Here is a 13,332-nt window from a genome sequence, read left to right on the forward strand (position 1 = left end):
TCGCCGGTCCGGCGGTGCTGTCTCTATCGGCCGCGCGGGGCGCCATCGCGTTACGACGCGGCGAGGCGGCCGGCGGCGCGGGCCGTGCGACGCTGGTCGAGGATGTTGTGGCTGTCGCCATAGCCGCGCTGGTAGCCATGGCTGATCTGGCCCACGGCCTCGAGCCATTGCTCGACCGGCTGACGCGCAGCGCTAGCCTCGGGCAGTTCGACTTCGTCGAAGCCACAGGACAGCGCATAGGCAAACTGGTCGGCGATCAGGGGGCCGCTCGCACGCAAGGTTCCGGTGAAGCCGTGATTGCGGATCAGCTTGGCGAGGCTGAAGCCGCGCCCGTCCGAATAGGCCGGGAAGCTGACAGCGATCAGCGAGAGCTGGCGCAGCACCAGCTTGAGCTCGGCGATGCGGATGTTGTTGGGGATCACGACGCCGATGCGCTGGTCGCGGGTCTTCTGCTGAAGCGCTTCGGTCAGCGCTTCCCACGGCACCAGCGCCTGCGAGAGATTGTCGACCCCCGAGCCTTCGCTGCGCGTCCAGGCGTCGACCTTGGTGCCGTTCCGATCAAGCAACGGCATGGGCGACCTCCTGGAAGGCGGCCTTGAAGGGAGCAAGGCCGATGCGGCGGACGTTCTCGATGAAGCTCTCGCCCTCGGCCCGCTCGGAGAGATAGACGTTCACGATCCGCTCGATTGCGTCGGGAACATCCTCCGCCGCGAGGCCTGGTCCCAGGATCTCGCCGATCGCGGCGTTCTCGGTCGCGTCGCCGCCAAGCGTGATCTGATAGGATTCGATCCCGCGCTTCTCCAGGCCGAGAATGCCGATATGGCCGACATGGTGATGGCCGCAGGCATTGATGCAGCCCGAAATCTTGATGTTGAGTTCGCCGATCGCCTTCTGGCGATTGTCATCGGCGAAACGATGCTGGATCGCCTGCGCGATCGGGATCGAGCGCGCCGTCGCCAGCGCGCAGTAATCGAGTCCGGGGCAGGAGATGATGTCGGTGATCAGGCCGATATTGGCGCTTGCGAGCCCCGCTTCGCCGAGCCTCTGCCAGATCGCGAAGAGGTCGCGCTGGCGGACATAGGGCAGCACGAGGTTCTGCGCATGGGTCACGCGGATTTCGGCTTGCGAGTACTGCTCGGCGAGATCGGCGACGAGCCGCATCTGGTCGGAGGTCGCATCGCCCGGCGCCTCGCCGACGGGCTTCAGCGAGATCGTCAGCGCCGCATAGCCCGGCGCCTTGTGCGGGATCGTATTGACCTCGACCCAGCGCGCGAAGGCGGGATTGGCGGCCTTCGTCGCCTCCAGCACCCGGCTCGTCGCCGGCAGGACCTCATAATCGGGCGCCTTGAAATAGGCGGCGATACGCGCGACCTCGGCCGGATCTGCATTCACTGACGGCCCATCGAGCCGTGCGAACTCTTCCTCGACGCGACGGCGGAACTCCTCGACGCCGATCTCATGGACGAGGATCTTGACCCGCGCCTTGTATTTGTTGTCGCGCCGGCCTTCGAGATTATAGACCCGCATGATCGCCTCGAGGAAGGCGAGCAGGTCATCCTTGGGCAGGTAGTCGCGCACGACCTTGCCGATCATCGGGGTGCGGCCGAGACCGCCGCCGACGCTGACCTCGTAGCTGACTTCATGGGTGTCGGGGTGGCGGCGCAGGCGCAGGCCGATGTCGTGGGCCTTGATCACGGCGCGGTCATGCTCGGCGCCGGTCACCGCGATCTTGAACTTGCGTGGCAGGTAGTCGAATTCCGGATGCAGCGACGACCATTGCCGGATCAATTCGGCGGTCGGGCGCGGATCCTCGATTTCGTCCTGCGCCACGCCGGCGAAATGGTCGGCCGTGACGTTGCGGATGCAATTGCCGGAGGTCTGGATGCAATGCATCTCGACATCCGCGAGCAGGTCCAGGATTGCGGGCACGTCGCGCAGCTTCGGCCAGTTGAACTGCAGGTTCTGGCGCGTGGTGAAATGGCCGTAGCCGCGGTCGTAGCGCTCGCCGATCAGCGCGAGCTGGCGCAATTGCTTCGACGACAGCGTGCCATAGGGAATGGCGATGCGCAGCATATAGGCGTGGAGCTGCAGATAGACGCCGTTCTTGAGCCGGAGCGGCTTGAACTCGTCCTCGGTGATCGAGCCGTCGAGGCGCCGCGAGACCTGGTCGCGGAACTGGGCGACCCGCTCGCGGACAAAACGCTCGTCGAATTCATCATAGCGGTACATCGGTCAGGCCCTTTGCCCGGCTGAGATCCCGTCCCCGGCCTGCTTGCCGAGATCGGGACGGTTGCTGGGCCCCAGCGTCTTGAATTTCTCGCGGAAATGTCGCGGAACCGGCTGGCCGGTTTCCATGGTGACATCGACGAGATAGGCATCGACCACGCGATTGCCCGCGAGCTCGGCAGCCGCGAAAGCCTCGAGGCTCTCTGCGGCGGCATCGTCCGAGGCGACCAGCGCCAGCGCCGGATCGCGCGTCCAGGCGAGGCGCCCGTTGGCATCGGTGACAGCGAAGACGACATCGCCGTCGAGCAGGTCATTGGCGAGCAGGATCGCCGGCAAGGGGACGCGCTTGGGGGCGGCAGCCATCACGCAGCCTCCGCCAAAGTGAGCGTCAACCCGTCGAGCTCGTCGGACCAGATGATCTGGCAGGAGAGGCGCGAGGTCGCCTCGATCAATGGCAGGGTGTCGAGCGCGTCTATTTCATCCTCGCGCGGTTCCGGCAGGCGCCTGGCCCAATCGGGCGCGACGACGACATGGCAGGTGGCGCAATCGCAGGAACCGCCGCAAACACCCTCGATCCCGACCTTGTAGTCGCGCAGGATCTCCATCACCCGCCAGCCTTCGACGGCTTCGAGTTCATGGGCGCGACCGTCGCGGTCGATCACATTCAGAATGGCCACTGCGCCGCTTGCCCCGTTCGTTCTTCCGAACGTTTCAAATAAGCCAGAGCGGCGATCGGTTCAATTCACGCGAGGTAGCGTGTTTTTTCTTATTCCCGATCAAAAGGAGGAGATTTCTCTTTCCGCCTCCTCGGGCATGGCGCGCCGCGAGTGGATTTTCCTCCACAGGAGGAGAGGCGACGACGGCTGCGTCAGACCAATCCGCCCAGCCGATAGCCCACGCCCGGCTCGGTCTCGATCAGCTTCGGCGCCGTGGGGTCGTCCTCGAGCTTCTGGCGCAACTGCCCGACGAAGACGCGCAGATATTGCACGTCATGCTCATGCGCCGGCCCCCAGACTGCCGTCAGGATTTGGCGATGCGTCAGCACGCGGCCATTTCCGCCGGCCAGGCTGGCGAGCAGGTCGTATTCCTTCGGCGAGAGTTTGACATGCACCCCGGCGCGGCTGATGCGGCGGTTGACGAGGTCGATCTCGACATCGCCCGAGCGGATCGTCGCCTCCGCGCCTTGCCGCTCGATACGGTGGCGCAGCGCAACGCGCAGGCGCGCCAGCAACTCACCGACGCCGAAGGGCTTCTCGACATAATCATCGGCGCCGGCGTCGAGTGCGTCGATCTTCTCCGTCTCGCGGTCGCGCGCCGAAAGGATGATCACCGGCCCGTCATAGAAGGCGCGTGCCTTGGCCAGGGCCTCCTTGCCGTCCATGTCGGGCAGGCCGAGATCGAGCACCACGGCGTCGGGCGGCTTGCGCGCGATCTCGCGCAGGCCGGCGGTGGCGTCGTCGGCGCGGACATGTTCGTAGCCGGCTGCATCGAGCGCCGGGCCGAGGAAGCGGTGGATCTGCGGCTCGTCGTCGATGACGAGGATGCGGGGGCGGAAAGCGGTCATGACAGAACCTCCGGCGCCGCGCCGTCCTTGCGCAGGCTGATCAATATGCGGGTGCCGCCCTTGGAACCGTCCGGCCGGTCCTGGATCGGGCTTGCGGCCGCGATGCGTCCGCCCATGGCCTCGACGAAGCCCTTGGAGATGGCAAGGCCGAGGCCCGCCCCCTTGCCACGCTCGCCGCCGCGATCGGTCGCTTCTTCCATGCGCCGGAACTTCTCGAAGACGCGTTCGAGCTCGGCGGTCGGGATGCCGCGACCTTCGTCCTCGATCGAGATCACGACGTTGCCCCGGTCCTCATAGGCTGCCGTCTCGATCAGCGAACCGTTATCGCTATAGGCGATCGCGTTCTCCAGGATGTTGACCAGGGCTTGTTCGAGCAAAGACGGATCGGCCGGCACCGCTGAGAGCTCGGCTGGAAAATCGCGCTGGATGCGGCGGTTCTCCAGCCGCCGCGACACCCGTGTGATCGCGGCCGAGATCACATCGCGGACATCGGTCCAGTCGCGGCGTGTCACCAGAGCGCCGCCCTCCAGCCGCGTCATGTCGAGCAGGTCGCCGACATAGCGGTTGAGGCGCTCGGCCTCTTCGCGAATGGACAGGAGCAGGTCATCGGCGACAGCCGGCTCGACGCTCTTGCCGAAATCGATCAGCGTCGTCACGGAACCGAGCACGGTTGCGAGCGGTGTGCGCAGATCATGGCTGACCGAGTTCAGCAACGCCGAGCGCAATCGGTCCGTCCGGCGCAGCGCCTCGGCATCGACGGCGGCTGCGGCGAGCTCGACCCGCTCCAGCGCAATCGCACCTTGGTCGAGCAGCGCCATGGCGAAGCGCTCATTCTCCGCACCCAGCAGGGCTTTGGGCTCGAACCCGACCACGCCCGTGCGCGCCCGCACGCCTTGCAGCGGCCGGAAGGTCCAGGCGACATTGGGCAGCATGCCGGTGCCGGCTCCGGCGGGCTCGCCCCGGTTCCAGCTCCAGCGCGCAGCCGTCATGTCGGCGGTGGTCAGCGGCTCCAGTGAGGGCGCGCCGGCGGTGGGCGCGATTTCGTCTCCTTGCGGCAGCAGGACGATGATCTTTCCGGCCGTCGCCGCCGAAAGCTGCTCGGCCAGCACGGTTGCGGCGTCCTCCCTGCGCGCGGCGCCCGAAAGCCTGCGGCTCGCTGCCAGCAGCGCCGTTATCGCCGAGGCGCGCCGCGCCGTCGCCTTGGCCTGGTCGCGGATGCGCCCGGTCAGGCTGCCGGTGGCGACGGCCGCGACGAAGAACACGGCGAAGGTCAGCACATCCGCCGGATTGCCGATCCACATCGACAGGCGCGGCTCGAGAAAGAAGAAATTATAGGCGAGGGCAGCAAGCCCTGCCGCCGTCAGCGACGGCCAAAGGCCGAAGGCGACACCTGCTCCCAGCACGCTGACGAGAAACAGCATGGCCAGGTTGGCGTTTTCCGCCTGACGATCGACCAATGTCGCAACGACGACCGCCGCTGCCACCATGACAGCCGCGCCGATATGGCCGCGCCAGGAAAGATCCCGCTTGGGCGCGGCCGGGGGCGGGCCGGCTGGTACGGAGGCGATATCGGTGATGATGTGAAGCGCTGCACCGTTCTGCGCCTCCAGCAGGGCAGGGGCGAGCGAGCGATGGAACCAGGCGCGCCAACCCTTGCGATGCGATTTTCCGACGACAATCTGGGTGACGTTGTTGCGGCGCGCATATTCCAGCACGCTGGCGACAAGATCGTCGCTGGTCAGCACGACATTGGCGGCCCCAAGCTGTTCGGCGAGCTTGAGCGCTTCCGCCAGCCTCTGACCGCGTGCCGGATCGGCGTCCGAACGGTTGGGCCGCTCGACATGGGCGACCGTCCAGGGCGCATCCATCATCATGTCGGAGAGGCGCCGGCCGGCGCGCACGAGCGAGGACGCCATTGCGTCGGGCCCGATCAGCACCAGGATGCGTTCGCCCGCAGCCCAGGGCCCTTCGACACCGGCGCGCTTCATCGCCTGATTCAGATGGTCGTCGACCGTCTGTGCGGCACGGCGCAAGGCCAGCTCGCGCAGCGCGGTCAGATTCTCCGGCTTGAAGAAATTGTCCGCGGCGAGCCGTGCCGTTTCGGGGAGGTAAACCTTGCCCTCGGCCATGCGCTGGCGCAGTTCGCTCGGCGTGATGTCGATCAATTCGATCTCGTCGGCGCTGCTCAACACGCTGTCGGGCACCGTTTCGCGCTGACGCACGCCGGTGATCTTCCAGATCACGTCGACGAGGCTCTCGAGATGCTGGACGTTCAGCGTGGTCCAGATGTCGATTCCGGCCGCCAGCAACTCCTCGACATCCTGCCAGCGCTTGGGATGCCGGCTGCCCGGCGCATTGGAATGCGCGTATTCGTCGACCAGCAGCAGGCGCGGCTTGCAGGCCAGCGCCGCATCGAGGTCGAACTCCATCAGCATGCGGCCATTATGCTCGATCGGCCGGCGCGCCATCACCTCCAACCCGTCGAGCAGCGCTTCGGTCTCACGGCGGCCATGCGTCTCGACCAGGCCGACCAGCACCTCGCCATGCTCCGCTTGCGCGCGCCGCCCTTGCGTGAGCATCTCGTAGGTCTTGCCGACGCCGGGCGCCATGCCGAGAAAAATCTTCAGCCGGCCGCGTTTACCGCGGCCGGCCTGGGCCAGAAGGGCGTCGGGATCAGGGCGCCCCTGTTCCCGGAATCGGGTCTCGTCCGTGGTCATTACGGCTTAGCTTGAGCCTTCGGATAGCGCGCGTCGAGGGCGAGGTTGGTGGTCAGCACGTTCACGCGCGGCCGGCCGATGAAACCGAGCAGATAGCCTTGCGTGTTCTGGGCGATGATCTCGGCGACCTGCGCCGGCTGGGCGCCGCGCGTCCTAGCGATGCGTTCGATCTGGCGCGCCGCGTTTTCCGGCGAGATATGCGGGTCGAGACCCGAACCCGATGCTTGAACGGCATCGGCTGGCAGCGAGCCAGCGCCGTCAGCGGCGCGGATCGCCTCGGCATCGGTCTTGATGCGTGTGGCGAGATCCTCGTTCAGCGGCCCGAAATTGGAGCCGGAGGAATTGGCCGCGTCATAGCCGTCCTTGCCGGCTGCCGAGGGGCGGGGCCGCAGATAGGCGTCGTCCTTGAAGATCTGGCCAATCCATTCCGAGCCGATGATCTCGCCGGCCTGGTTGCGGATCAGCGAGCCGCCGGCCTGCGCCGGGAACATCGCCTGCGAGAGCCCGGTGACGCCGAGCGGATAGGCGATGCCGAGCAGGAGGGTGAAGAAGACCATCGAAACGATGGCGGGGCGAAGATGGGACCACATGGTCGTTGTCCTTTGATGAGCGATCAGGCGAGCTTCAGCGCTGCGACAATCATGTCGATCAGCTTGATGCCGACGAAGGGCGCGATCAGCCCGCCGATGCCGTAGATGGTGAGGTTGCGCGAGAGCAGCTTGGCGGCCCCGATCGCCCGGTAGCGCACGCCACGCAGCGCCAGCGGGATCAGCGCGACGATGACGAGCGCATTGAAGATCACGGCCGAGAGGATGGCGCTCTGCGGGCTCGACAGGCCCATGATGTTCATTGCGCCAAGCGAGGGCAGGGCGACGACGAACATTGCTGGGATGATGGCGAAATATTTCGCCACGTCGTTGGCGATCGAGAAGGTCGTCAACGCCCCGCGGGTGATCAGGAGCTGCTTGCCGACCTCGACGATCTCCAGGACCTTGGTCGGATCGCTATCGAGATCGACCATGTTGCCGGCCTCGCGGGCGGCCTGCGCGCCGGTCTGCATGGCGACGCCGACATCGGCCTGGGCCAGGGCAGGCGCGTCGTTGGCGCCGTCGCCGCACATTGCGACCAGCCGGCCCTTGGCCTGCTCGGTGCGGATGATGCGCAGCTTGTCCTCGGGCGTCGCCTCGGCGAGGAAATCGTCGACGCCGGCCTCGGAGGCGATGGCCGCCGCGGTCACCGGATTGTCGCCCGTGATCATGACGGTGCGCACGCCCATGCGGCGCAGATCGGCGAAGCGGTCCTTTACGCCGGGCTTCACCACGTCCTTGAGATGGATGACGCCGACCAGCGCGCCGTTCTCGCTGACGGCGAGCGGCGTGCCGCCGGACCGCGCGACGCGGTCGACCGCCTGGCGCAATTCGGCGGGAACCTGACTCTCGGAGAGGTCGAGCGACCGGATGACCGCATCCACCGCGCCCTTGCGCCAGGACTTGCCGTCGGCATCGAGGCCGGACTGGCGCGTCATGGCGCTGAACGGGATCGAGGTCGCCCCCGCCGGGACTTGCGCCGTCACACCCTGATTGCGGGCGAGCTCGACGATCGAGCGGCCTTCGGGCGTTTCGTCGGCAAGCGAGGCGATCAGCGCCGCACGCAGCGCCGCATCGGGCCGCACGCCGGGAGCCGGCACGACCTCGACCGCCATGCGGTTGCCGAAGGTGATCGTGCCGGTCTTGTCGAGCAGCAGCGTGTCGACGTCGCCGGCCGCCTCAACCGCGCGGCCGGAGGTTGCGAGCACATTGACCTTCAGCAGCCGGTCCATGCCGGCGATGCCGACCGCGCTGAGCAGCCCGCCGATCGTGGTCGGGATCAGCGTCACGAAGAGTGCGCCGAGAACCATGGGATCGAGCGTCACGCCCGAGAAGGCGCCAAGCCCGGTCAGGGTGACGACGGCGATCAGGAAGACCAGCGTCAACCCCGCCAGCAGCACGGCGAGCGCGAGTTCATTGGGCGTCTTGCGGCGGTCGGCGCCTTCCACCATCGCGATCATGCGATCGAGGAAGGAGGAGCCCTGCTGCGAGGTGACCTTAACCTTGAGCCAGTCGGAGACGACCGTGGTGCCGCCGGTGACGGCCGAGCGGTCGCCGCCGCTCTCGCGGATGACGGGAGCGGATTCGCCGGTGATCGCGGCCTCGTTGACCGAGGCGACACCCTCGATGATCTCGCCATCGGCTGGGATCACATCGCCGGCCTCGACCAGCACGATGTCGCCGGGCACGAGTTCATGAGCCGGCGTCGGGACTATCGCATTGCGGGCGGAGTCGATGATCAGCTTGGCCTTGGTGGTGACGCGGGTGGCGCGCAGGCTGTCAGCTGCCGCCTTGCCGCGCCCTTCGGCGATGGCCTCGGCGAAATTGGCGAAGAGCACGGTCAGCCAGAGCCAGGCCGCGATCTGGATCGGGAAGCTGGCCGGCAGGCCGCCGGCGATGGCAACGCCAGCCGAGACGGTCGCGAGCGCCGCGACCACCTCGGTTGCGAGGATGACCGGGTTGCCGGTCAGTGCGCGCGGGTCGAGCTTGACGAAGGCGCTCTTCAGCGCGGTCGTCACGACGCTCTGGTCGATCGCGCCGGATTTGACGAAAGACATGGACATGATTGGATTTCCTTTGTCGGCTCAGCGTGAAGCCGCAGCCGCAAGCAGCTGGAAATGCTCGACGATCGGGCCCAGAGCGAGCGCGGGGAAGAATTGCAGGCCGCCCAGGATCAAGACGATGCCGATGAGCAGGCCGACAAAGAGCGGGCTGTCGCTCGGCAAGGTGCCGGCGGTCGGCTGGAGCTTCGGCTTGGCCGCGAGCGCACCGGCGATGGCGAGGACCGGCACGATATAGGCGAAGCGGCCGAGCAGCATGCCGATGGCCAGCGTCGTGTTCCACCAGGGGGTGTTGGCGGTGAGCCCGGCAAAGGCCGAGCCGTTGTTCCCCGCCGCCGACGAATAGGCGTAGAGGATCTCGGACAACCCACGCGGCCCCTTGTTCAGCAAGCCTTCGAGCGCGACCGGCAGCACGGCGGCGATGGCGGAGAAGCCGAGAATGGCGAGCGGCAGGATCAGCACCGCCAGCATGGCGAATTTGATCTCGCGCGCCTCGACCTTCTTGCCGAGATATTCAGGCGTACGCCCGACCATCAGCCCCGCGACGAAGACCGCAAGCAGCGCCATCACCACCATGCCGTAAAGGCCGGAGCCGACGCCGCCCGGCAGGACCTCGCCGAGCTGGATCATGAACATTGCAACGCCGCCGCCGAGCGGCATGAAGCTGCCATGCATGGCGTTGACCGAGCCGTTGGAAGCGCCGGTCGTCTGCGCCGCCCAGACCGATGAGGCGGCCGGCCCGAAGCGGACCTCCTTGCCCTCCATGTTGGACGGGGCGTCGGTGATGCCGGCTGCGATCATCGCCGGCTGCGGCGTGAGCGTCTCCGAAGTATAGATCGCGGCTGCGGCGGCGCCGACGAGGATGATCATCACCGCGATCAGCGCCTTGGCCTCCTTGCGTGCCCCGGCAATGCGCCCGAAAGCGATCACGGTGCCGAAGGCGAGCGCGTTGATCGAGGTGGCCTCGATCAGGTTGGTGAACGGTGTCGGGTTCTCGAACGGGTGCGCCGAGTTGACGTTGAAGATGCCGCCGCCATTGGTGCCCCACTGCTTGATCGCCTCCTGCGAGGCGGTCGGGAACAGCGAGATCACCTGCTTGGCGCCCTCGATGGTCGAGGCTTCGACATTGGCGAGCAGGGTCTGCGGCACGCCGGCCGCGACCAGCACGAGCGCGGTCACGATCGAGAGCGGTAGCAGCACATAGAGCGTGGTGCGCGTCAGATCGACCCAGAAATTGCCGAGGTTCTCGCCGCGATCGGTGGCAAAGGCGCGCGCGACCGCAGCGGCGATCGCGAGACCTGTGCCGGCCGAGACGAAGTTATGCACGGTCAAGCCCGCCATCTGGCTGAGATTGCTCATCGTCGCTTCGCCGGCATAGGACTGCCAGTTCGTGTTGGTGACGAAGCTGACCGCCGTGTTGAAGGCGAGATGCGGCGACAGGCCGTCGAAGCCTTGCGGATTGAGCGGCAGCAGGTTCTGGAAGCGCAGCTGCAGATAAAGCAGCACGAAGCCGGCCGCGCTGAAGGCGAGCACGGCTCCGGCATAGCCCAGCCAGTTCTGCCCCTTGTTGCGGTCGATGCCGAAGGCGGCATAGGCGAGCGCCTCGACCGGCCGCAGCACCGGATCGAGCCAGGTTCGTTCGCCCGCCCAGACGCGCGCCATGAAGATACCGAGCGGCCAACCCATGGCCACCGTCAACGCGATCGTGAAAACGATCTCGGCCCAGCCCCGCCAATCCATTGCGAGGTCTCCTTATGTTTTTGAGGTCAGAAGCGGTCGGGGCGCAAAAGCGCGGCGACCATGTAGACCGCCAGCCCGAGGGCAGCGGTCGCGTAAAGCCAGGTGAGCGCCATGATCGTCAGACCTTGCGCAGTAGCGTTGCGTAGTAACCGAAGAGCACGAAGGCCCCGGTTCCCAGCACGAGATAAAGGATGTCGGCCATGAGCCTTACTCCGGTCAGGTTAGACCGGAGAGATGGTGCCCGGAGGGCTCAAGGGTCGAGCCGGAAGGGCAGCGCGGCGCATAAAGGCGACATAAAGATTGAAACGAGCCGCACCATGAAGCGGCGCGCATTTGATGTAACGCAACGACATCGGTTCGAAGTCCGAGCGAGGCTATGCAGATGAGAGCGTGTCCAGATGTGTACGCCGGAAGACCTGTCGAAGCGCCTCATCCCGAGAATGTGAGCGGCGACAGGAAAAATGCGGTCGGCAGGTTCTCCGGATTTCCATATTCGCAGGTTAGAACACTTCGCAGACAGCCATGATTCACCGCGCCCATTTCTCACCGGTGCGGCCCCAGCCCAGCCTCGAAGGAAGCCTGATGAAAGCGATCGCCTGCGCCATCCTGATCTCCACCACTTTCGTCCTGCCGGCCCTTGCCCAGGACATCACCGCCGGCGAGCGCTCCTGGAACAAGTGCCGCGCCTGCCATCAGACCGGCGAGGGCGCCAAGAACCTGGTCGGTCCCCAGCTCAACGGCCTGATCGGGCGACACTCAGGCTCGGTCGAGGGCTATAGCTACTCCGCGGCCAACAAGAACTCCGGCATCACCTGGGACGAGGCGACCTTCGCCGAATACATCAAGGACCCCAAGGCCAAGATTCCCGGCACCAAGATGATCTTCGCCGGCGTCAAGAACGAGCAGGAGATCAAGGACCTCACCGCCTTCCTCAAGCAGTTCGGTCAGGACGGGAAGAAGCTTTAGATAGAGCGTTTTCGAGCGAAGTGGATTCCGGTTCCCTCGCGACAAACGCGAAGCGTTTGCGCGGAGAAAACGCGTTAAAACAAAGATCTAGATGCGCTGAGGTTTAGCCAGGCCGCTCCGACCCGATCACTCCGCGGCAATCGTGCGCTCCGTGGCCATCGCAGGCGTGGCCCGCAGGGTCGCGGCCCAGAAGGCGATCGTCAGCGCGCTGATGCCGGCGCCGAGCAGGCAGACGCCGTTCCAGCCTGCATGGGCATAAACGATCGTGGAGAAGGATGAGCCGAGCGCGCTGCCGATGGAGTAGAACACCATATAGGTGGCCGTCAGCCGGCTCTGCGCCTCCGCCCTGACACGATAGATCATGCCCTGGTTGGTCACATGGGTCGCCTGCAGGCCGAAATCGATGACGACGACACCCAGGATCAGCCACAGGATCGAATGTCCCAGCCATGAGATCGGTAGCCAGGCCAGCAGCATGAGGCCGAGCGCCATGCCGGTGACGCGCTGACCCAGTCCCTGATCCGCCCAGCGCCCGGCCCTTGCCGCGCCGAGAGCGCCGGCGGCGCCGGCGAGGCCGAAAAGGCCGACTTCGGTGTGAGACAGCGAGAAGGGCGGCGCGCTCAGCGGCAAGACCAGCGGTGTGAGCAGCGTCGTGATGTTGGCGAAGATCAGCATGGCGATCACGGCGCGGATGCGCAGCACCGGCTCCTCGACGAAGAGCGTGATGAGCGAGCCGATCAGGCGCGGATAGGAAATCGTCTTGGGCAAGCGCTCCTGCCGGGGCAGGGCTTTGTAGAGAAGGCCGGCGATCACCAGCGTCAACGCCGCGGAGACGAGATAGACCGTGCGCCATCCCGACAGATCGGTCAGGAGCCCGGCGGCGGTTCGCGCCAGCAGGATGCCAAGCACGATGCCGCTCGTGACCACTCCGACGACCTGCCCGCGCTCGGCCGGCCGCGCCAGGCTCGCGGCATAGGCGACAAGGGTTTGCGTGACGACTGCCAGCAAACCAAGTGCAGCCATCGACCCCAGCAGCATCGTGGCTGTCGAGGAGAATCCGACCGAAATCAGTGCGACAGCCGACAGCAGCGACTGAGCGACTATGAGGCTGCGCCGATCGATGAGATCGCCCAGCGGCACCAGCAAGATCAGGCCCAGCCCGTAACCGAGTTGGGTCGCGCCGACGATCAGGCCCGCGATCGTCCGGGAAAGCGCTAGCTCCTGCGCCATCACATCGAGCAATGGCTGGGCGAAATAGGCGTTGGCGACGGCGAGCCCGCTTGCGACCGCAAACAGCAAGGTGATCGGGCGCGTCAGCCGGGACGGCTGCGATGAGGCGTCGGGAACGACGTGCCCATCGGGAGCCTGCTCATCGGCGCTCTCTTGAAGGCGCGCACCATCGTTGACGACGCCGACGTGCGCCGCCTTTCGCTGTCCATGCATCGCAAGCTCCAGCCAGAATCGGTTTTATT

General features: G+C 66.2%; 12 protein-coding genes. 1 reads left to right on the forward strand and 11 read right to left on the reverse strand.

The features are described from left to right. Positions 1 to 50: 50 nt before the first annotated feature. The 10 genes from ACSQ3P_RS05225 to kdpF all read right to left on the reverse strand — a co-directional run bounded on the left by ACSQ3P_RS05225 (position 51) and on the right by kdpF (position 11,007). Positions 51 to 572, reverse strand: coding sequence for a DUF934 domain-containing protein (locus tag ACSQ3P_RS05225; protein ID WP_436164529.1), 522 nt, complete (start codon positions 570 to 572; stop codon positions 51 to 53). After that, complete coding sequence (locus tag ACSQ3P_RS05230) at positions 559 to 2,229, reverse strand: nitrite/sulfite reductase (RefSeq protein WP_436164530.1); 1,671 nt, start codon at positions 2,227 to 2,229, stop codon at positions 559 to 561. Before ACSQ3P_RS05230 ends, ACSQ3P_RS05225 begins: the two co-directional genes overlap by 14 nt. A 3-nt stretch (positions 2,230 to 2,232) precedes the next feature. Next, complete coding sequence (locus ACSQ3P_RS05235) at positions 2,233 to 2,589, reverse strand: DUF2849 domain-containing protein (RefSeq protein ID WP_436164531.1); 357 nt, start codon at positions 2,587 to 2,589, stop codon at positions 2,233 to 2,235. Continuing rightward, a complete protein-coding gene (locus tag ACSQ3P_RS05240) occupies positions 2,589 to 2,903 on the reverse strand; it encodes a 2Fe-2S iron-sulfur cluster-binding protein (protein WP_436164532.1) in 315 nt (104 codons plus the stop codon). The genes ACSQ3P_RS05235 and ACSQ3P_RS05240 overlap by 1 nt, the downstream gene beginning before the upstream one ends. 191 nt (positions 2,904 to 3,094) lie before the next feature. After that, positions 3,095 to 3,790 carry a response regulator gene (locus ACSQ3P_RS05245; RefSeq protein ID WP_436164533.1) on the reverse strand — a complete coding sequence of 232 codons (696 nt, stop codon included), beginning with the start codon at positions 3,788 to 3,790 and terminating at the stop codon, positions 3,095 to 3,097. Beyond that, positions 3,787 to 6,507, reverse strand: coding sequence for a DUF4118 domain-containing protein (locus ACSQ3P_RS05250; protein ID WP_436164534.1), 2,721 nt, complete (start codon positions 6,505 to 6,507; stop codon positions 3,787 to 3,789). Before ACSQ3P_RS05250 ends, ACSQ3P_RS05245 begins: the two co-directional genes overlap by 4 nt. Continuing rightward, positions 6,507 to 7,097: a potassium-transporting ATPase subunit KdpC gene (kdpC, locus tag ACSQ3P_RS05255; protein ID WP_436164535.1), complete on the reverse strand. Its 591-nt coding sequence runs from the start codon at positions 7,095 to 7,097 to the stop codon at positions 6,507 to 6,509. The genes ACSQ3P_RS05250 and kdpC overlap by 1 nt, the downstream gene beginning before the upstream one ends. Before the next feature lie 23 nt (positions 7,098 to 7,120). Continuing rightward, positions 7,121 to 9,157 carry a potassium-transporting ATPase subunit KdpB gene (gene kdpB, locus ACSQ3P_RS05260; protein ID WP_436164536.1) on the reverse strand — a complete coding sequence of 679 codons (2,037 nt, stop codon included), beginning with the start codon at positions 9,155 to 9,157 and terminating at the stop codon, positions 7,121 to 7,123. A 21-nt stretch (positions 9,158 to 9,178) separates the two neighbouring features. Continuing rightward, positions 9,179 to 10,894 carry a potassium-transporting ATPase subunit KdpA gene (kdpA, locus tag ACSQ3P_RS05265; protein ID WP_436164537.1) on the reverse strand — a complete coding sequence of 572 codons (1,716 nt, stop codon included), beginning with the start codon at positions 10,892 to 10,894 and terminating at the stop codon, positions 9,179 to 9,181. Between the two features lie 26 nt (positions 10,895 to 10,920). Further along, positions 10,921 to 11,007, reverse strand: a complete 87-nt coding sequence (kdpF, locus tag ACSQ3P_RS05270) for a K(+)-transporting ATPase subunit F (RefSeq protein ID WP_069691608.1) — start codon at positions 11,005 to 11,007, stop codon at positions 10,921 to 10,923. A gap of 469 nt (positions 11,008 to 11,476) precedes the next feature. On the opposite strand from kdpF, the gene ACSQ3P_RS05275 reads away from it, so the two are divergent. Next, positions 11,477 to 11,860 carry a c-type cytochrome gene (locus ACSQ3P_RS05275; RefSeq protein ID WP_436164538.1) on the forward strand — a complete coding sequence of 128 codons (384 nt, stop codon included), beginning with the start codon at positions 11,477 to 11,479 and terminating at the stop codon, positions 11,858 to 11,860. A 126-nt stretch (positions 11,861 to 11,986) separates the two neighbouring features. Here ACSQ3P_RS05275 and ACSQ3P_RS05280 read toward each other — a convergent pair whose 3' ends face one another. Continuing rightward, positions 11,987 to 13,303: an MFS transporter gene (locus ACSQ3P_RS05280; RefSeq protein WP_436164539.1), complete on the reverse strand. Its 1,317-nt coding sequence runs from the start codon at positions 13,301 to 13,303 to the stop codon at positions 11,987 to 11,989. Between the last annotated feature and the right edge of the window lie 29 nt (positions 13,304 to 13,332).

Origin of the sequence: Allobosea sp. LjRoot9 (genome assembly GCF_964252745.1) — a bacterium.
Taxonomy (GTDB): Bacteria; Pseudomonadota; Alphaproteobacteria; order Rhizobiales; family Beijerinckiaceae; genus Allobosea.